Origin of the sequence: Maricurvus nonylphenolicus, from assembly GCF_042854845.1 — a bacterium.
GTDB lineage: Bacteria > Pseudomonadota > Gammaproteobacteria > Pseudomonadales > Cellvibrionaceae > Maricurvus > Maricurvus nonylphenolicus.
This window is the reverse complement of the sequence record NZ_AP031498.1, coordinates 3,985,772-4,005,072: the sequence shown is the minus strand read 5'-3', so window position 1 is coordinate 4,005,072 and position 19,301 is coordinate 3,985,772. Positions and strand designations below refer to the sequence as shown.

Genomic DNA, 19,301 nt, shown 5'->3' with positions numbered 1-19,301 from the left:
ATATGGATAGTGCAAACTATTGGGCAATAGTCCCCGCTGCGGGTATTGGCTCGCGCATGGGAGCGGAAATCCCCAAACAGTACCTGCAGCTTAATGGCAAAACCATTCTTGAGCATACTCTTGAGCGTTTACTTGAGTTGCCTTTGCTGGAAGGTATTGTGGTTACCATTAATCCCTTTGATGAGCAGTGGGATTCATTGGCAATTGCTGCGCACCCGAAAATTATCCGTGTTGATGGTGGGCAGGAACGCAGTGATTCCGTCTTAAATGGCCTACGCTACCTACAGGATAAACTCGACAAACTGGATTGGGTTCTGGTGCATGATGCGGCACGTCCCTGTGTTGATCTGGATAATATCGAAGGCTTGTTTAATGAGTTGGAAGATCACTTGGTCGGAGGCATTCTCGGTGTACCTGTGAGCGATACCATTAAGCGTATTAACCGCGAGTATGGTATTGAAACCACGGTAGATCGCCAGGTGTTATGGCAAGCACAAACTCCACAGATGTTTCGTTATGGTATTTTGCTGGAGGCACTTGAGCGCGCAGCCAAACATGGTTCGGCGGTAACCGATGAAGCGAGCGCTGTAGAGCAAATGGGCTACTATCCACTCATGGTAGAGGGCCGCCGTGACAATATTAAAATCACTCGCCCGGAAGATCTGCCCATGGCAGAGCTTATTCTAAACTCCCAGAACAATTCCCAAACGGGGTCTGACCCTGCGGGTCAGACCCCATAAAATAAGCAGGAAATAAAACATGCGAATCGGCCACGGCTACGACGTTCATGCATTCGGTGAAGGCGACAAGATTGTGATTGGCGGATGCGTTATCCCTCACGAGCGCGGTTTGATAGCTCATTCCGATGGTGATGTATTGCTGCATGCCTTATGTGATGCACTGTTGGGTGCTGCTGCTATGGGTGATATTGGCAAACACTTTCCCGATAACGACCCCACCTACAAGAATGCCGATAGTCGAGCGCTGCTGCGTATGGTCTATGGCAAGGTTAAAGCCGCAGGTTGGAAACTCGCCAATGCGGATATGACAGTGGTGGCCCAGGCCCCGAAAATGGCCCCTCATATCTCTCACATGGTGGAGCGCATTGCAGATGATCTGGAATCTGAAATTGGTCAGATCAATGTGAAGGCGACCACCACTGAAAAACTGGGTTTTGCCGGGCGTAAGGAAGGTATTGCTGCCCACGCTGTTGTTTTGCTGATTTCAGCCTGATTTTTAGCCAGGCTTGAGCCCTCAAGCCTGTTCTCTCTTCACTCCTTTCACGATTAACTTGTCGTCAATTGGCCAAAATTTGCCACAAAAAAGTGGTAATAGTGGCTCATTGTCATGAATTTCTACCTCATTTTACCGAAAATGATATTTGGTAATACCAATTGTGCCATTTCTAGTACTTTTCTATAGCAATTTATTGACATAATCGTAGCTCACCCTTAAATTGGTCTTACCATTTTTCCGGTTGTGTGGTTTGAGGCTGGAAAGTGGGAGGGAGTATTAAAAAGATAATAAAAGCGAGTTAGCTCAAAGAAGCTACTGGAGAGTATTCATGCAATATATAAAAACAAAACAACTTAAACGGAAAACCCTATCGTCAGCTATAGGCTTGGTTACGGCAGGTCTATTGGCTAGCTCACCTGTAATGGCCGAAGGTCTGGTCTTGGAAGAAGTTGTGGTGACCGCGCAAAAGCGGGCAGAAAGCGCCCAGGATGTACCAGTTGCCGTAACTGCAATGCAGGGTGATGACCTAGTAAATCAGGGAATTCAGAACTTTAGTGATCTCTCTAAGGTTTCGCCTTCCCTGACAATCACCCAAGGGGCCAATAAAAACAATTCACCCATTGCTCTGCGTGGCATTGGTACCCGTGCATTTAGTATGTCAGTCGAGCCAAGCGTCGCGGTCATTGTTGATGACGTACCCGTTGCCCGCTCAGCCCAGGCATTTTCTAATCTGGTGGATATTGAACGTGTTGAGGTATTACGGGGGCCCCAGAGCACGCTATTTGGTAAAAGCGCTTCTGCCGGTGTGATTAACATAGTAACTAAGGCGCCTTCGGAAGAGTTTGAGGGATCAGTAAGTTATACAAAAATTGTCGATGATGAGGATCGTGTTTCAGGTTCTGTATCTGGCAAGTTGACGGATACCTTGGGTATTCGGGCCAGTGCTTATTACAGTGATGTCGAAGGTAATATCGATAATATCTCTACCGGTGAAAAGCTCAATGGTGGCGTGACCAAAGGTGGTCGCGTTAAGTTGAATTGGGATGTCAGTGATGATCTACAGGTTAGCTTTATTGGAGAATACAATGAAGCAGATGAAGATTGTTGTGCAGGACCTTATTCCTACGTTGAGGATGGCGCATTATTAGGCGGCGTACTACTGGGTTATCCTTCATCGCTGTGGTTGACGGGGTTAACACCCTCGGATGATAACACCGATGTTCGCCTGGATACCGATATTCATTCCATCTCCAAGGATTGGTCTGGAACCTTAAAACTGGATTACGCATTGGGTGAATATACCCTGACGTCCATTACCGGTTACCGGTTACCGGTTACCGGGACTGGAGCTATTCATTTATGCAGGATATGGATAGTACCGATGCGCCATTACCTTCTCCGCCGTTTGCTTCCGGTCTGCCTGTTCTAGAGCAGTTTTCTTCTACGGGGACCCGGTTGTTAACCCAAGAAATTCGCCTGACTTCTCCGGTTTTTGAAAACTATGAATATGTAGCCGGGTTGTATTATTCAAAAAACACAACCGATAAAGACTTTGAACGAGGCCCTGTTTTCTTTTACGCCGATTGGGAAGCCGAAACTGAAAACGAGACTTATGCAATTTTTGGTCAAGGTAAGTTGAATCTTTCTGATCAGTGGGCCTTGATTGCTGGTTTACGTTATAACGTAGAAGAAATTTCGGTTAGCTACGATAGGGAAGATAATCCATTTACACCACCTTTAGGGCCCGCAGGTGATCAGTCTTTTGTGGTTGATAATGAATCCGATAAAGACAAAGTCGTAACAGGTAAATTGGCATTACAGTATTTCCCTAATGACGATTTGATGTTCTTTGGTGGTTACAGTCGTGGTTACAAAGGCCAGGCTTATGATGTGACATCATCGTTTTCTTCCTTCAGTGTCGACAACCCTGTTGCTCCTGAGACATCAGATGCCTATGAGTTAGGTATGAAAAGCACGTTGCTGGACGGCAGAATGCAGTTTAATGCGGTTCTGTTCTATTCAGAATACAGTGACTTTCAGGCGCAAAGTCGTGTCGATGATCCCAGCACAGGTTCTACCGAGCTGAAGCTCAATAATGTGGGTGATCTGGAAACTATGGGGTTGGAAGTTGATGCCATTTTTCTCGTATCTGAAAATCTGCGTTTGACCTTGGGAGCTGCTTATATTGATGCCACCATCAAATCCTTCGAAGAAGCTGATTGTTATGCGCTGCAAACCGCAGCTCAAGGTTGTGTGGGAGGTACTCAGGATCTAAGTGGGGAGGATCTAAATAATTCTCCGGATCTTAAATATACCCTGGCAGGTGAATACACTTTGCCGTTCGACAATATGCCGTTTAACGGATTTATCGATTTCTCCTATCAGTGGCAGGATGATGTTCACTTTGATTTGCTTGGAGACCCGGCGATGAAGCAGGATGCTTACGGTATCTTTAATTTAAGCATGGGTATTGATGCGAAAGATGAAAATTACCGAGTGACTTTATTTGCCAATAATCTATTCGATAAACAATACGTGAGCAATATGTCGTCTTCTCAGGCCATTTATGGCGGTGCTGATGTTCGTGTACATCAGATACCTCGTGGGGCTGAGCGTCAGGTTGGCTTACGGGTTAATATGGACTTCTGAGGAGAGTGAGCCTTACAGTAAAACAGGATTTATAGTGATATGGATCCTGTTATTACGGTTTACATAAGGCTTCTAATCTAATAATTACTAATCAATGGTGTAACAAGATGTTAAGAGTGATGAAAAGCTTAAAACGAAAAGTCTCGTTGGGACTATCGATATCGGCAGCATGTTTTGCGTTTAGTGGTCATGCAGAAGAAAAGGAAGGAGAAGGTGATGATTTAATGGCTTTCTTCTCAGGCCAAAAATACGATTTTTCGGAGCCGGATCCACTTTTAATCAATATTGATAGCCGTAATCGTCAAATGCTAAACGGTGATTGGGATATTGTTATCGATGAAGCAGGTAAAGCGTTGAGGTTCGCCTTGGGGCAAGGGTATTTCAAAGACGGGATAAAACCTGGCTCGGGTATGTCGCTTTATGAAATCAGTTTTGACGATGGACTGCAATTACGCGTACCTGGCGACTGGAATAGTCAGATGGAAGTGCTGGACCGTTATCGTGATGCAGTAATTTATCAGCGCCCGCTGGAAGTGAATAAAAAAACAGGAGAGCGCTACTACCTGCATTTTGATGGGGCTAACTATATCACCGAAGTTTTTATTAATGGTAAGCCAATCGGTCGCCACGAAGGTGGTTATGTTGCGTTCAATTTTGATATTACTGACCATATCGCGTCAGGCAAAAACGAGTTAATGGTACGGGTTGATGCGTTTTTGGATGATACAACGGTTCCTACCAAAGGCTCATCGGATTTCTGGAAGTATGGCGGCATCACCCGTGATGTCAGTTTGGTCTCCGTTCCTGAAACCCATATCGGCCAATACCATGTTTATCTGGCCGACCGTGAAAAAGGTTTGATCAAAGGCTGGGTTCAGCTGGAAGGCGGGGAAAAAGCAGCTCGTCAGAAGGTGACTGTAAAAATACCTGAAGCGGATATCGTCGTTAACACAAAAACGGATGGAAATGGCCGTGCAGCGTTTTCTGCTAAAGCCAACTTGCTGCTGTGGTCTCCTGAGAATCCGAAGTTGTACACGGTTCAGGTAGCTCATGGCGACAAGATCCTGAAAGATAGCATCGGTTTCCGTACCATCGAAACCCGCGGTAAGCAGATTGTGCTTAACGGTGAGGTGGTTAAGTTACACGGCATCAGCATGCACGAAGAAACCCTGCTGCGTAAAGGTATGGCTAATAGCCGCGCCGATGCTGAGGCGCAATTCGCACTCATTAAAGAAATGGGCGCGAACTTTGTTCGCCTGGCCCACTACCCACACAACGAACATACTGTTCGTCTGGCCGATGAAATCGGTTTAATGGTCTGGAGTGAAATTCCTATCGTTTCACTGATTGACTGGGATAACCCGAAAACACAAAAAATAGCCAAGACACAAATTACTGATAACGTGAGTCGTGATCTGAATCGTGCGTCCGTCGTACTGTGGTCTATTGCTAACGAAACCTTTCCTCGCACTACAGAGCGCTACAATTTCCTGAAAATGCTGGCCGACACCGTGGAAGAGCTGGACGAGAGTGATCGTCTGATTACCGCGGCGTTGATTGGTAATATCTCTGAAGAATTCGAAGAAGTTATCAAACGTTTGGTAGCCAATATTTTGATGGACCCTGAAGTTGCAGCGGCGGATAAGCAAAAACTGATGGCGTTTGTGCAAAAGCAGCATGCAAAAGAAGGTGGTACTGCAGGTAATCCTCAAGAGGCCATGGCTGCCGTGCTTCGTGAGCCAGCAGTGGTGATGATTGATGACCCTCTGGGTAATATCGTCGATGTGGTGGGTTATAACGAATACTTCGGTTGGTACTACTCTTCTTTTATTGCTCGCATGTTACCCGTAGGTGAAGATGTGATCCGCAAGGCCATGTTTGATGTTATGCCGAGTATTCGTTTTGCCAATAGCTTTGGTAAGCCGATGATTATTTCCGAATTTGGTGCTGGTGCCAAAGCGGGTTTAAATTCTGATAAGGCGACAATCTGGTCTGAAGAGTACCAGGAGAAAGTTTATCGTGCTCAGCTGTCTATGCTGGAGCAGAGCGAGTTTGTGCAGGGCATGTCGCCGTGGGTGTTGAAAGATTTCCGTTCGCCTTACCGTCAGTTAAACGGTATACAGGATACCTATAATCGTAAAGGCTTGGTGTCTGATTCAGGCGAGAAGAAAAAAGCGTTCTTTGTGCTGAAGGACTATTACCACAAGCAGAAAGAATCTCGAGTTTCGCAGGCAACGAATTAATATATTTTCCTTTTCTTTATCTCATATCTCTTTGGCCCCTTTTCTGGGGCCTTTTTTTGTTTGTGCTATTACCCCGGTTTACCCAAGGGCGGGTAGTACCTGCTCCCGGCTGCAAGACTTGTCCTGGGGTGCTCGCACTGCGGAACTCGCGGACAACACTCAAACAGTCCTCGTAAACGCTCCCGCCCCAGGACAAGTCTTAAACGCATCCTGATTGGTCGCTGGCACTACCCGCCCTTGGGTAAACCTACCCTCAGATATATAAATGATTGTTAGTAGTTGCACAGAGGAAGGAGGCAGCCGGTGGAGCTGTTCGTAGCAATCAGCCCATTGCTTAAGCGGCAGGCAAAAGTCAGGGTAGTCGCGGAAGTTGTCTGAGCGTTTTTTGCGAGTTTATGTAGCGCTGACTTTTGCCTGCCGCTTATGGGCGCGAAGAACAGCTCCACCGGCTGCCTCCGAATTTAAATAGACGAACCTCCAGTTGGCACCGGTAAACATGGTAGATTCACCAATGGTTTGGCAAAATGGCAGCTATTATCGATAAAGTTGTATTGGGCCCCTGTATGAATGATGATCAACTCCTCCGTTATAGCCGCCAAATTATGCTACCTCAGATGGATGTGGAAGGGCAGGAGAAGCTGCTAGCAGCAAAGGTTCTTATTGTGGGGCTCGGTGGTTTAGGATGCCCGGTGGCTATGTATCTGGCGAGTGCCGGAGTAGGTACGCTGGTATTGGCCGACTTCGATGAGGTGGACCTCAGCAATCTGCAGCGCCAGATTGCCCATACCGGCGACCGCATTGGTCACAATAAAGCTGAATCGGCAGAGAAAATGATTCAGGGCCTCAACCCAAGTATCAATACTGTGTGTATTACCGAGAAGCTGACGGGTGATGCCCTGCAGCAGCAGATTGCTGCGGCCGATGTGGTGGTGGATTGTACCGATAACTTCACTACTCGCCACGCCATCAATGCGGCGTGTGTAGCGCAGAAAACGCCTCTGGTTTCGGGGGCCGCGATTCGTCTGGAAGGACAGGTATCTGTTTTCGATCCTCGTCAAGGCAATACCCCGTGTTATCGCTGTCTGTATGAAGATATTGATGACGAAAATCTCAGCTGTGCCGAAAGCGGTGTATTGGCCCCGCTGGTGGGCATTATTGGCTCGGTGCAGGCTTTGGAAACCATCAAGTTGATTGCCGAATTTGGCGAGCCGTTATCCGGGCGCTTATTGACGCTGGATGCCCGTTCCATGCAGTGGCGAGAGCTCAAGCTGCCTCGGGATCCTGGCTGCCCGGTTTGTGGGTCTGCTGAGAAGCGCTAAACTTTTGTAAAGTCTGTGGTTTAGCGCGGCTCTCGCCGATTACACTATTGTCATGAGTACTCAGAAATTTCCCGACGAACCTTCCTCCCTCAGTGGCTGGGTGGTAGCTGTTGTGCGCACCATCAGTGCGGCTGGTGTAGATCCTAAGCCGTTACTGGAAACCGCTGGCATTGACCCTATGGTGTTAGCGGACCCGGAAGCGCGTGTGCCTATTCGCAAGATGCGTATTCTCTGGCGTCTGGCTGTGGAGCACACCGGCGATAGTGCTATTGGTTTACGTGTGCCGGAACATCTCAGTAATGCTTCCCTTTACGCCATTAATACCTTGATGGAGGTTGCACCGACCTTTATCGACGGTTGGAAACACCTGTTGAAATACTCGGCGGTGATCAGCACCGGTATTGAGTTGGATTTACACAAAATTCGCGAAGACGAATATGAGGTGAAGTTCGATTCGCTAATGCCAGATGCGGAAGAAGAGCCCATGCCAGAGGCTGCCGATGCTGTCTTGGCGTTGTTTATTAGCGGTATGATGCTGCGTATGGGAAATCGTATTTCGGTATTGGAGATCTATACCCCGCGTCTGGAACCTGATAATGCCGCTGAGTATGAGCGGTTATTGGGTGGGCCTGTGCGTTTTGGGCAGAATCGTTTGGGATTCAGGTTGCACTGTAGTGGTAGTGAAACCAAATCCATGCCTTCAGCCAATTCCAATCTGGAAAGTGCGCTGCAATCGGTGTTAGCGGATTATTTGAAGCGCATGGAAGATAATAACCTGCTGAGTCGGGTAAGAAGCGAGATTATGTCGCTGATGACGGTGGAGGAGCCTTCACTGGACCGAGTGGCAGAGAGTTTTAATATGAGTGGTCGCTCTTTGCAGCGCAAGCTGGTGGCGAAAAACAGTGGTTATCGGCAGTTGGTCGATGAAGTCCGTCGTGAAATGGCCGAGCAGCTGGTGCAAAAAAGTGAACTGAGTTTTACCGATATCGCTTTTCGCCTGGGCTTTCGTGACGCGAGTAATTTTAGCCGCGTCTTTAAACGCTGGGTGGGGATGTCACCCAGCGATTTTCGTCAGCAGTCGGCCTCTTAGCGGTGCTAATTCCTTCCAAGTATTAATTGATCTTCTGGATAGCAGGCAAATTCCAGTCGCCAGCCAATACTGCCTGTTGCGGCAGGTAGATGCGCATGGTCAGCGAAAAGGGGGCTTCAGGGCTGGGTAACCAGTTTTCCTGTCCTGACACTGGTTGACCTCGCTGAACATAAATATCCAGAGAGCCGTCATCGTTATAGGTGAGCTGATTTCTGTCACCGATGGCGTAACGCTGAATCGGGTTGTTGGTCATAAAGCCCTGTTCGTCGTACAGGGTGATGGACCAAAAGGCATCGACCGGTGGTGTTTGTCCGGCGGCAAAATGGATGCGGTAATTATGTTGGCCGTGTAGTGCCTGGCCCTTACTGTCATTGTCCGTATTGGGGTACATGGCTTCCCCCGGTGGTAGAGCCCCCAAGCCTATTTTGGCAACAAAGGCGCGGGTCTTGTAATCAGTGCCGTAATTACCGATGCCTTCGCGAATTAATTCCCAGCTGGTTTGGCTATCGCTTTTTGAGGCTATAGTTGCGGCAAACTTATCTCGCGCCAGTTCTATGGCTTTGTTCATCAGCATCAGGGTAAAGGTACTATCGGTGAGCTTGGCATTGGGGCCTATACCCAGTGATGCGACACGATCAAGCAATGGCTGATCAGCTTTGGCTGGCGCTTGTTCGCCCATAATCTGATTGAGTGCAGTAAAGAAGGTTTGAGCATCCATGGCTTCAACTTGATCAACCGGCGCGATCTCATCGTTGTTCAATGTCAACTCACTATTGTTGGCTGTAGCAGTCTCAGTGCCAGCTTGCCACTGCGTTAAGCCGGTAAGGCGGAATTGCTGCTGCAGTTCAGCGACAACGTTAATATCGTCGTGACCGTTGGTTTGTGTGCGGCCAATTAACCACACCATATTGGTCGGTGCGTTAATGGGTGTTAAGCCCTCCGGCAGCTGGCCATGCCAGTCTGGGCCGACCAGGGCGTATTCTCCAGCCTGGTTACCGGTGGTGCGGGTGCCTACGCTGGCAAAGACATTGGTCCAGGCATCCATAAAGGGCATCACATAATAGCGGTCCCCGGTATCGGGAACGCTGAGTACCTGCGGCTCCTGGGTCAGATCAATCCAGCTGGTGGAATAGAGGGTGTCATTATTGGGGCGCACCACGGCACGGAAGTTATGGTCGGGGAAGGTGCGGTTGTGACTCAGTATGTTGGCAGTGGTCGCGGTGGCTTTACGGGTTGCCTCCATGATAACCAGGGGATAGCCATACACATAAGCTTCTGCTGTGGTTTTCAGTGTGGATACCGTATGTTGCCCAAGGAGGCCCAGGGCTCCAGCGGCAGCGGCAAGCAGGACAAACTTTTTCATAAGCCTTATTTCTCTGTAAGTCTCTCTGTTGGTTTTTTATATGGCGCTCTTTATATGAACAGGCGTTTAGATCGATTTTACGGCGATAGCACAGGATTCCTTGCTTTCAGGCGACAGGGTAGTGGTGTGATTGTCGTGTAATGAAGAGACGTGCAGATATGGCCAGATAAACGGCTGACTGGTACTATTTAGCGACTGATACACATCAGGAAATCGCCTGGAGAGGCATCAGTAGGGAAGCTTATAACGAAAATCTGGATTCTGGAGGGGCGCTATGTCTCAAGATCGCTATGATGTAGTTTTTTATGGGGAAATCCTCGACGGTTTTGACCTGCAGTCGGTCAAACAGGGGTTTATCAATTTATTCTCTCTGACGGAAGAAAAAGTCGAGCAGATTTTTGCTTCTTCCAAAGTCACCATCAAACCAGGGCTGGACCAGCAAACGGCTGATAAGTATCAGCGCGCACTGGAAAAGGTGGGCGCCCTTACTGTGATTGAGTCTCAGGCAATTGCCGAAGAGGTCTCTTTGCCAGAAGAAACAACAGAGGACGAGGCTGTTGCTGAAGACGCAGCCGATATGGCGGCCGTCGCAGAAGCTGGCGAAGATGTCCGTGAAATTCCCTTCCAGTTCTCCGGTAATGGTAAGGAATACTTTAAGATTTGGATCGTCAATATTTTCCTGACCATTGTAACCCTGGGGATTTATTCTGCCTGGGCCAAGGTGCGTAATAAACAATATTTTTACGGCAATACCCAACTCGATGGCGCCAGTTTTGAATACCTGGCCAATCCCGTCAAAATTCTGCAGGGGCGGATTATCGCCTTTATCTTCTTAGTGCTCTACAGTGTCTCCGGTCAGGTCAGTGTTGTTGCCGGTATGGTGATGGGTCTGTTGTTATTAGTCTTGTTACCCTGGTTAGTGGTGCGTTCATTGGCCTTTAATGCCAGAAACAGTGCTTATCGCAATATTCGTTTTAACTTTACCGGCAAAATTGGTGAAGCGGTAAAAGTCTTTATCGGTTGGCCGTTGTTAGTGCCGCTTACCTTGGGTTTACTGGCTCCTTATGCCTTCTACCGTCAGAAGCGATTTGTGGTGGAAAACTCCAGTTACGGCACCAGCAAATTTACCTTCGACGCTGAAGCGAAAGATTTTTACATGTTATTCCTTATGGTACTGGCGATTGCTGTAGGTGGTGGTATAGCCGCGGCTGTTTTAGGCGCACTGACTCCCGCATTGGCGGCGATTGGTACGGTGATTGTTTACCTGGCGATCTTTGCCTACTTCGCGGTTAAACAGGCCAATATTATTTACAACGCCAGTGGTATTCGCACCCACGGTTTCCACTGCTTCTACGATGTGAAGTCCTACGCCCTGTTACTGTTGACCAATACGTTGGGTATCATTCTGACGTTAGGTTTGTTTATCCCCTGGGCCAAGGTGCGCAGTGCACGTTATAAGGCCGAGCACTTAACCTTTATCGCCGATGGTGATTTGAACAGCTTCGTTGCCGAAGAAGCCGAGCATGTCAATGCGCTGGGTGAAGAGATCGGTGAGCTGTTTGCCTTTGATATCGGTTTGTAACGAGTCGTTAAGCGGATGTATACCTTAAACGGCAAATGGTTTGATGGAAAAACCTCACAGCAGGTAGAGGCCAGTTGCTATATTGATGGCAGCGGCATGACCAAGCTCTACCTGCAGCCGGATCGCCGCTGTGTCTTCAGTGGCGATTTTTCTGCCTTAAAAGTATCGCCGCGCCTCGGCAATACCCCCCGCTATGTGTACTTTCCCAATGGTGGCAAGTTTGAGTGTGCAGATAACGATACGCTTGATCAGTGCTGCCAACAGATCAATCCCAGCCCGGTCCAGCAGTGGATTCACAAACTCGAGACCCATTGGCACTATGTACTGCTCACCTTAGGGGTGGTGGTGTTGTTTAGTTGGGCCGTGGTGGTTTATGGCGTGCCCGCGACGGCTAAACATGTTGCCAAGATGTTGCCCCATCAGGTCAGTGAGTTTGCCAGTGAGCAGACACTGGACATGCTCGATAAAACATTTATGAAGCCCTCGACCCTGGATGAGGATGTCAAACAGCGGCTGGCAGAGAGTTTTGCGCCCGTGCTTGCGGCGCATCCGGGGGAGCCGTTGCGTGTGTTATTCCGTGATGGTGGGCGTGTAGGTGCCAATGCATTTGCCTTGCCGGATGGCACCATGATTTTTACCGATCAAATGGTTCAGTTGGCAAAAAATGACGATGAGTTGATTGCTGTCTTGGCCCATGAAATTGGCCATGTTGTGCATCACCACGGCATGAGGTTGGCTATCCAGGATTCTATACTGGCCTTTCTTCTCGTAGCGATTACCGGCGATATCTCTACCACCTCAGAGCTGTTGGTGGCATTACCGTTGATTCTTACACAGATGTCCTACTCCCGGGATTTCGAGCGTGAATCTGACGATTACGCGCTGGCATATATGAAAGCCAATAATATTGAACCTATCCATTTTGTAAATTTAATGACGCGCCTTGAAGCAAGCATTGCCTGTCAGGTGAAATTTGATAAGGCTGATGAAGAAGAGGCCGCTGAAGAGGTTATTGAAGAAAGCGCAGAGGCAACAGAGCAGAAGTCTACATTGGAACACTGTGAAGAAAATAATGGTAGTGATGAGTCTTCTGATTCCAGCATGGATAGTGTGTTGGATTATTTCTCTTCCCACCCCACAACGGCGGAGCGCTTACAGCAGTTTCGGTAAGTTCTATTTAGATTAGCGTTATGGCCAGCTCCAAATACCCAGAAGACCCTTCAACCCTGAGCAGTTGGGTGGCAACAGTGATCAGAACTGTCAGTGCCGCCGGCGTCGATCCCAAACCGCTGATTGAGGAGGTGGGGATTGATCCTATGCTGCTGGCCGACCCAGAGGCCAGGGTGCCGATAAAAAAGATGGAGCGCTTTTGGGGATTGGCTGCTACCGCGACTGATGATCCTGCTTTTGGTTTACGGGTGCCCCAGTACTTGGCAAATGCCTCTCTCTATGCGCTAGATACTTTGATTGATGCAGCACCCACTCTTGAGGCAGGGGCCCAGTATTTACAAAAATATCTGGATGTACTGAGTACAGGAATTGATGTGCAGTTGCATTTGGTTGGCCATAACCAATTGCGTATAGATGTCGATACGTTTCTCAATCATATCCCCGAAGCGGTGGATGCTACGGTTGCCGCGGTAGTGAATGGGATGTTGGCTCGTATGGGAACAAGGGTCGTGATCGAATCTATAGATATGGCTCGGCCACAACCTGTAGATGCCAGTGAGTATGAGCGCATTTTAGGGGCTGAGGTTCGGTTTGATTGTCTTAAAAGTCAAATTATCTGCACCACTAAAGAGGATGTTCGAGCGCCTTCTCCCCATGCCAATCCGCCGCTGGAAGCGGCACTGCAGAAAACCCTGTCCGATTACCTGGATCGTTTGGGCGGTAGCCCGTTAATACTGCAGCTGCGGCAGGAAATTATGAGCTTAATGTCTTTGCAGGAGCCAACACTGGATATGGTGGCCAGCAAACTTAACATGAGTGGGCGTACCCTACAGCGGCGACTCATTGCTGAAGGTAGCGGTTATCGTCAGTTGATGGATGAAGTGCGCAAGGATATGGCCGAACAATTGGTGGTGAACAGCCAATTAAGTTTTACCGATATTGCTTTCCGTCTGGGTTTTCGGGATGCCAGCAACTTTAGCCGCGTATTTCGCCGCTGGTTTGCCATGAGTCCGACTGACTACAGGCAGGAAAAATCAAAAGCAGGAAAGGATATTACATCGTGAACAAACCTCAAGCCATTTGGTTTGGCCCGTTGGTGGCTGTGGCTACCTTTATGCTGATGCAGGCTTATGGCTGGTCATCCCAGGCTTCGTTAGTGGGGGGCGTCACAGTATTGTGCGCGCTCTGGTGGATTTTTGAGCCCATCCCTATCCCAGCAACCTCACTGATCCCTATGGGCTTTTTCCCGATCGCAGGGGTTCTCGATGGCAAGCAGGTGGCCTTGGCCTATGGCAGCCCTATTATTTTACTGCTGGTCGGCGGTGCGATTATGTCCAAGGCCATGGAAAAAAGTGGCGTACATCGGCGTATCGCGTTAATGATGTTACATGCCTTTGGTAGCCATAGTCCCAAGCGCCTGGTGTTTGGCTTTATGGCGGCTTCGGCATTCCTGTCTATGTGGATTTCCAATACCGCCACGACGGTGATGCTGCTACCGGTGGCGCTGGCAATTATTGAAGGAGTAAAGGGCGCTGACAGCGAACGCTTAACGGTAGCCTTGCTGTTGGGCATTGCTTTCTCCGCCAGTATTGGCGGCATGGGAACGCCAATTGGTACACCTCCCAATTTGGTGTTTATGAGTGTCTATAAAGAGGTCACCGGGTTGGAAAAAGATTTCCTTACCTGGATGGGCATTGGGTTACCGGTGGTTCTGTTGTTCCTGCCCTTGGCAGGTTTGTGGTTAACCCGAGGGCTTAAATCGGCCGAGAACATTACCATCCCCCAGCCAGGCGTTATGTCTATCGCTGAAAAGCGTGTACTGATTATTTTTGCCTGCACAATTTTAGCGTGGATGACGTTAAAAAATCCCTTTGGCGGCTGGAGTGGCTTTTTTGAATTACCCACAGCCAACTATGCCTCTGTGGCCTTAATGGCGGTGGTGGTGTTATGTATTTGCCCTGATGGTAAAGGTCAGCGTTTACTGGATTGGCCCACCGCCAGCAGTATTCACTGGGGCGTAATGCTGTTGTTTGCTGGCGGCATTACGCTGGCCAAAGCCTTTATGGAAGTGGGGCTGAGTCAGGCGCTGGGCAATCAATTGGCTGAGCTGGCAAGTTTGCCTGTGCTGCTGCTGATTTTCTGTATTTGCCTTGGGGTCACCTTTATGACCGAGGTGACCAGTAATACGGCGACGACAACGTTGTTGATGCCGATACTGGGGGCCGCAGCCATAGGAGCCAATATTGATCCTGCGCTGTTGATGATTCCTGCCGCCTTCAGTGCCAGTTGTGCCTTTATGTTACCGGTAGCAACTGCACCTAATGCCTTGGTAATGGCATCGGGGCGCCTGACCGTGGCGCAAATGTCTCGGGAAGGGATTGGATTAAATTTACTGGGAGCGGCTGTGATTACCAGTGTTATCTATTTTCTGGTAGCGTAGACGGGCCAAGACTTATTCATTATTCATCATTAACAAGGAAATATTATGGACAATAAGTTAGTACTCATTATCTTGTCGTTGTTGTTACCACCGGTGGCGGTATTTCTGAAAAAGGGCGCAGGTAAAGATCTGGTGATCAATATTGTATTGTGTCTACTGATGTTCTTCCCGGGCGTTGTACACGCTCTGTGGGTAAACTTGAAGTAAGCGTTACCTGCTTACTCTGGCCTACGCTTAATTGAGAGATGTTAATAGTAGGTCAGAGTGATGCTTTCAGCGTTCGATCCCAAATCCTCAATCCGGCTATTGTGAATCTTGTTGTTGTGGACAATGGGATAGTGCAGCACGATTTCTCTGCCTCGGCTTTCGATGCTCAGTTGGGCACTTGCCGGGGTTCTTGAATTGAAATGCAGAGTATTGGTTTGCTCGTCTTGCCCAATACTTGTGCCGCTTTCAACAAATTCAACTTCTACGGCGATCTGCTTACTTGCGCTCCAGGCGGTCACACAGGTTAGTAGCAGTGCTACGCCTGACAGTGTTTTCTGCGTCAATAACAGCCTTGTCATATTGTCCCTGAGTATTGAGATTGGATTGCCAGCAGGATAAAGAGTTCGCCAACCTGCGTCCAAGAACCATGGGGAATAGATACCCCTGCTTCCATACAGGGGCGGCTAAAAAATAATCAGGTGTGTGGGTTAAACAGGTGCGACCAGAAAATGCTTATCCATGCCTGCCCAATGCAAAGCCTGATAGACTTTGGGTTGGCAGTTACTCAGGGTGATTTCTACTTTCCGTTCAGCGGTGGCTTCTTTTAACAGCAGTAACAGGCTAATGCCGGTGACGGTGATCAATGGGCATTGTGCCAAATCCAGATCGTAGTGTTTGGTCGTGCCTTCGCGAATGTCGCGGATAAAGTGATAGATAAGATCCCGGGAGCTGAAATCGACCTTTCCTTTAAGGCGCAGTAATAGCCCGTCACCGCCGTCAATGGTTTCCAGTGTATAAGGTTTTTGCTTGGCTGGTGCTGCCGCTTGGGGCCTGGCTGGCGCAGCAGGCTTTGTCGCAGTTGGCGGTGTTTCCTGCTTCAGCGTCTCCAGATCCTGGCTGAGTTCAGCGCTGATAGTATCGGAACTGTCATCGAATACATCCAGTTCATCGCCCCAGTCATCGAGCTCTTCAAACTCATCTGCGATGAGCGCTTCGAGCTCATCAAAGGCATTATCGAGGGATTGGTTGCTGGCATCCTTTTCTCGCACAAGATATTCCTCACCGATAAACGGCACTAGCTTGGTCATGATTGTTGCCCCGGATCCCTGTGGGACCCTCGTTATTATTGTAGTTGAAGGCGGTAATGCGTTGAGCCGCAATTGATCGCGATACCCTGAAGGATGTCGTTCTGCTCATTTTACTGGCATTTATTTCCTTGCCTCAAGTTGATTGGGTGTGAGTATAGCCCTTTTCAGAATAGCGTTAAAAACTATATTTCTAGGAAATATGTTTTAAATCAAATGGTTATAGGTCTTTTGTGATAAATCGCTTTATAAGTCTTGAGCTGTTACCTATAAACGGGCTATAGTGAATCGTTCTAAAATTTTGAGCGTTTCATGCATATAGGCGATATAACCTGTTTTAAACAGCTCAAATAATTTGTTGTGTATGTTTTTTATGCAATATGGTAATATATTGACCGCCTTATAGAAGCGTTATGACTATTGAGTCATAAAAGTCCTAAGTCTCAAAGGCTGCGAGCTTCTACTAAATAGGTTGCGAATATTTTTATCGTGTTGGAGTGACCTTTTTACGGTGATTCCAGCGTGGGAAAGGCGCCAAACACTGTAAGCCAGTGTAAGAAGCGTCTAACCATCAAGTAGTTGGGCATCAATGCAAAGTAAAAGCGGTGCAGTTGATCTGATACGCAAGTTTCAGCAGCTGTTTAAAGATCTAAATCAAAAGCAGATAGCTGAGAGGCTTATCAAGCTTGTCATGGCAAAACCGGCGGTCAGTCGCGCGGTGCTTGTCGTTGACCGTGATGATCAGCTAATTGTTGAAACCGTTGGTACTTCCTCCTCTGATAAAGTTGTTTCCCTCTCCCGCCCGATGGCACAGTTGCAGCACTTGCCGGCCGACACTATTCGCCAGAGCTTTGTGACCGGTAAGCAGTGGATGGCCAATGTGGCCGATGTTGAAAGCCTTACTGAGCGTGATTATCTTGCGGGAACCCGCTCAATCCTTATTTATCCTATCCTGGATTCCGGAAAACCTATCGGGGCTTTCTACTGTGAGTCACAGGAAGACGTGGGTTCACTGATTAAAGCGGCCAATGATCTGGAAACCGTGTGGGTGTTCAGCACCTTGCTGATCCGCCAGCTGATCGAAATGCGCCACCACGAAGAGCAAGCGGAAAAGTACCGTGTTGCCGAGCAGGCGTTGTGGGCCAGTGAAACTTATTTGAAAGCCATTCTCTATCATTCTCCGACCCTGATTGCCGTAAAAGATCTCGACGGCAACGTGATACTCGCCAGTGAGTATTACAAGCAGCTGATGGCTGTGGATGATGAAGAAGGTTATGTCGGCAAGAATGTCTTTGATGTATTCCCAGTCGAATTGGCCAGGGAATTGTGGCAAGAAGATCAAGGTATGTCGCAGGCCACTCAGAACGTCGAGTCTGAGCTGGAGATTATGCACAAAGATGGCAGCCTGCATACCTACCTGATGGTTAAGTTCCCACTCAAGGACAAGAGCGAAAAAGTCTTTGGTATCTGCTCAATTTGTACGGATATTACCGAGCGCAAACAGGCCGAAGATGCTCTGCGTGAACAACAGTCGCGCCTGAATTATATGGCGTTTCACGATGCGCTTACCGGTTTACCCAACCGCGCCCTGTTTTACGATCGCCTTAATCACGGCTTGGCACGCGCCAAGCGCAGCGGTGGCAAATTAGTGGCCATGTTGCTGGATTTGGATCGCTTTAAGTATATCAACGACAGCTTGGGGCATGATGCTGGAGATCTGCTGTTAAAAGCGATTTCCCAGCGCCTGAAAGAATGTGTCCGTGATATGGATACCGTTGCCCGTTTGGGTGGTGACGAATTTGTTGTGGTACTGGAAGGCATTCACGACATTGAAGATGTCGGCTTTGTGGCTCAGAAGATTCTGGCGACTATTTCGCGTCCGATTACGATTCAGGGGCATGATATCTCCACCACGGTGAGTATCGGTATCAGCGTCTACCCCGATGACGGTACCCAGGCCGATGAACTGCTAAAAACCGCTGATATCGCTATGTATAAAGCGAAAGAGAGCGGCAAGAACAATTACCAGTTCTATGCCGAAGGTATGAATGCCTCGGCCGTGAACTTCCTGTTACTGGAAAACGATCTGCGTCGTGCCATCGAGCAGGATCAGTTAACCCTGTTTTATCAACCGCAATTTGATCTGCAAACCGATAGCCTTGTGGGTATGGAGGCGTTGGTACGCTGGCAACATCCAGAGCGCGGCTTGGTATCGCCGGCGCATTTTATTCCGTTGGCAGAAGAAACCGGCCTGATTGTGCAGTTGAGCGAATGGGTATTGCGTCGTGCTTGTGAGCAACAAAAGACCTGGCTGAAGTCAGGGCGTTATGCGGGCAAGGTGGCCGTCAACCTGTCGCCACGGCAGTTTAGGCAGGCGAATTTCCCTGAGCGTGTTGCTGAGATTTTGGCCGATACCGGTTTGCCGGCTACACACCTTGAGCTGGAAATTACCGAATCTTCGGCCATGGAGCATGCCAGCGAAACCATCAATATGATGAATGTGCTCAACCAGATGGGCATTTCTCTGGCGATTGATGATTTTGGTACCGGCTATTCATCTCTGGCTTATTTAAAGCGTTTCCCTATTCATAAGCTGAAAATTGATCGCAGCTTTATTTGTGATGTTGCGACCAATCAAAACGATGCCGCTATCGCCAAGTCGATCATTAACCTGGCGCACAATATGTCCCTCAATGTGGTTGCCGAGGGTGTTGAATACGATAACCAGGCCAAGTGGTTGCGTGAGCGTGGTTGTGACCAGGTACAAGGCTTCTTCTACGCCAAACCCATGTCTGCTGAACAGATCGAGCAGCACCTGGTACACGGCGGCTTTGAAAGCGACAACAACGTCGTTCATTTAGAGCTGGCCTAGTCTTCCGGGGTCTGACCCTGCGGGTCAGCCCCCACTTTCAGGCAC

At 48.6% G+C, this 19,301-nt stretch carries 16 protein-coding genes; 13 read left to right on the top strand and 3 right to left on the bottom strand.

The window, feature by feature from the left end; genetic code table 11:
* Positions 1–2: 2 nt before the first annotated feature.
* The 7 genes from ispD to ACGHZ6_RS17335 all read left to right on the top strand — a co-directional run bounded on the left by ispD (position 3) and on the right by ACGHZ6_RS17335 (position 8,537).
* Entirely contained in the window at positions 3–740 is a 738-nt protein-coding gene (gene ispD / locus ACGHZ6_RS17365; RefSeq protein ID WP_390615272.1) for a 2-C-methyl-D-erythritol 4-phosphate cytidylyltransferase, read from the top strand.
* Between the two features lie 19 nt (positions 741–759).
* Positions 760–1,233, top strand: coding sequence for a 2-C-methyl-D-erythritol 2,4-cyclodiphosphate synthase (ispF, locus tag ACGHZ6_RS17360; RefSeq protein ID WP_390615271.1), 474 nt, complete (start codon positions 760–762; stop codon positions 1,231–1,233).
* Positions 1,234–1,564: 331 nt separating this feature from the next.
* Entirely contained in the window at positions 1,565–2,665 is a 1,101-nt protein-coding gene (locus ACGHZ6_RS17355) for a TonB-dependent receptor (protein ID WP_390615270.1), read from the top strand.
* Positions 2,596–3,885 (top strand): TonB-dependent receptor, encoded by a 1,290-nt coding sequence (locus ACGHZ6_RS17350; protein ID WP_390615268.1) that lies wholly within the window; start codon positions 2,596–2,598, stop codon positions 3,883–3,885. The genes ACGHZ6_RS17355 and ACGHZ6_RS17350 overlap by 70 nt, the downstream gene beginning before the upstream one ends.
* 119 nt (positions 3,886–4,004) lie before the next feature.
* Positions 4,005–6,128, top strand: a complete 2,124-nt coding sequence (locus ACGHZ6_RS17345; protein WP_390615267.1) for a glycoside hydrolase family 2 TIM barrel-domain containing protein — start codon at positions 4,005–4,007, stop codon at positions 6,126–6,128.
* Positions 6,129–6,691: 563 nt separating this feature from the next.
* Positions 6,692–7,447 carry a HesA/MoeB/ThiF family protein gene (locus ACGHZ6_RS17340; protein WP_390619180.1) on the top strand — a complete coding sequence of 252 codons (756 nt, stop codon included), beginning with the start codon at positions 6,692–6,694 and terminating at the stop codon, positions 7,445–7,447.
* 52 nt (positions 7,448–7,499) lie between these two features.
* Positions 7,500–8,537, top strand: coding sequence for an AraC family transcriptional regulator (locus ACGHZ6_RS17335; protein ID WP_390615266.1), 1,038 nt, complete (start codon positions 7,500–7,502; stop codon positions 8,535–8,537).
* 22 nt (positions 8,538–8,559) lie between these two features.
* Here the strand turns inward: ACGHZ6_RS17335 and ACGHZ6_RS17330 are convergent, their stop codons facing one another.
* Entirely contained in the window at positions 8,560–9,900 is a 1,341-nt protein-coding gene (locus ACGHZ6_RS17330) for a DUF1254 domain-containing protein (protein ID WP_390615265.1), read from the bottom strand.
* A 274-nt stretch (positions 9,901–10,174) separates the two neighbouring features.
* Between ACGHZ6_RS17330 and ACGHZ6_RS17325 the strand changes: the two genes are divergently transcribed.
* The 5 genes from ACGHZ6_RS17325 to ACGHZ6_RS17305 are packed head-to-tail and all read left to right on the top strand — an operon-like array spanning position 10,175 to position 15,299.
* Positions 10,175–11,482, top strand: a complete 1,308-nt coding sequence (locus tag ACGHZ6_RS17325) for a YjgN family protein (protein ID WP_390615264.1) — start codon at positions 10,175–10,177, stop codon at positions 11,480–11,482.
* Between the two features lie 15 nt (positions 11,483–11,497).
* Positions 11,498–12,652 carry a M48 family metallopeptidase gene (locus ACGHZ6_RS17320; protein WP_390615263.1) on the top strand — a complete coding sequence of 385 codons (1,155 nt, stop codon included), beginning with the start codon at positions 11,498–11,500 and terminating at the stop codon, positions 12,650–12,652.
* A 20-nt stretch (positions 12,653–12,672) separates the two neighbouring features.
* A complete protein-coding gene (locus ACGHZ6_RS17315; protein ID WP_390615262.1) occupies positions 12,673–13,716 on the top strand; it encodes an AraC family transcriptional regulator in 1,044 nt (347 codons plus the stop codon).
* Entirely contained in the window at positions 13,713–15,092 is a 1,380-nt protein-coding gene (locus ACGHZ6_RS17310) for an SLC13 family permease (RefSeq protein WP_390615261.1), read from the top strand. The genes ACGHZ6_RS17315 and ACGHZ6_RS17310 overlap by 4 nt, the downstream gene beginning before the upstream one ends.
* 45 nt (positions 15,093–15,137) lie before the next feature.
* Positions 15,138–15,299 carry a YqaE/Pmp3 family membrane protein gene (locus ACGHZ6_RS17305; RefSeq protein WP_390615259.1) on the top strand — a complete coding sequence of 54 codons (162 nt, stop codon included), beginning with the start codon at positions 15,138–15,140 and terminating at the stop codon, positions 15,297–15,299.
* Positions 15,300–15,340: 41 nt separating this feature from the next.
* On the opposite strand, the gene ACGHZ6_RS17300 is transcribed toward ACGHZ6_RS17305, so the two are convergent.
* Positions 15,341–15,658, bottom strand: coding sequence for a hypothetical protein (locus tag ACGHZ6_RS17300; RefSeq protein WP_390615257.1), 318 nt, complete (start codon positions 15,656–15,658; stop codon positions 15,341–15,343).
* 129 nt (positions 15,659–15,787) lie between these two features.
* Positions 15,788–16,387 carry an STAS domain-containing protein gene (locus tag ACGHZ6_RS17295; protein WP_390615256.1) on the bottom strand — a complete coding sequence of 200 codons (600 nt, stop codon included), beginning with the start codon at positions 16,385–16,387 and terminating at the stop codon, positions 15,788–15,790.
* Positions 16,388–16,973: 586 nt separating this feature from the next.
* On the opposite strand from ACGHZ6_RS17295, the gene ACGHZ6_RS17290 reads away from it, so the two are divergent.
* Positions 16,974–19,256 carry an EAL domain-containing protein gene (locus ACGHZ6_RS17290; RefSeq protein ID WP_390615255.1) on the top strand — a complete coding sequence of 761 codons (2,283 nt, stop codon included), beginning with the start codon at positions 16,974–16,976 and terminating at the stop codon, positions 19,254–19,256.
* Positions 19,257–19,301 lie beyond the last annotated feature (45 nt).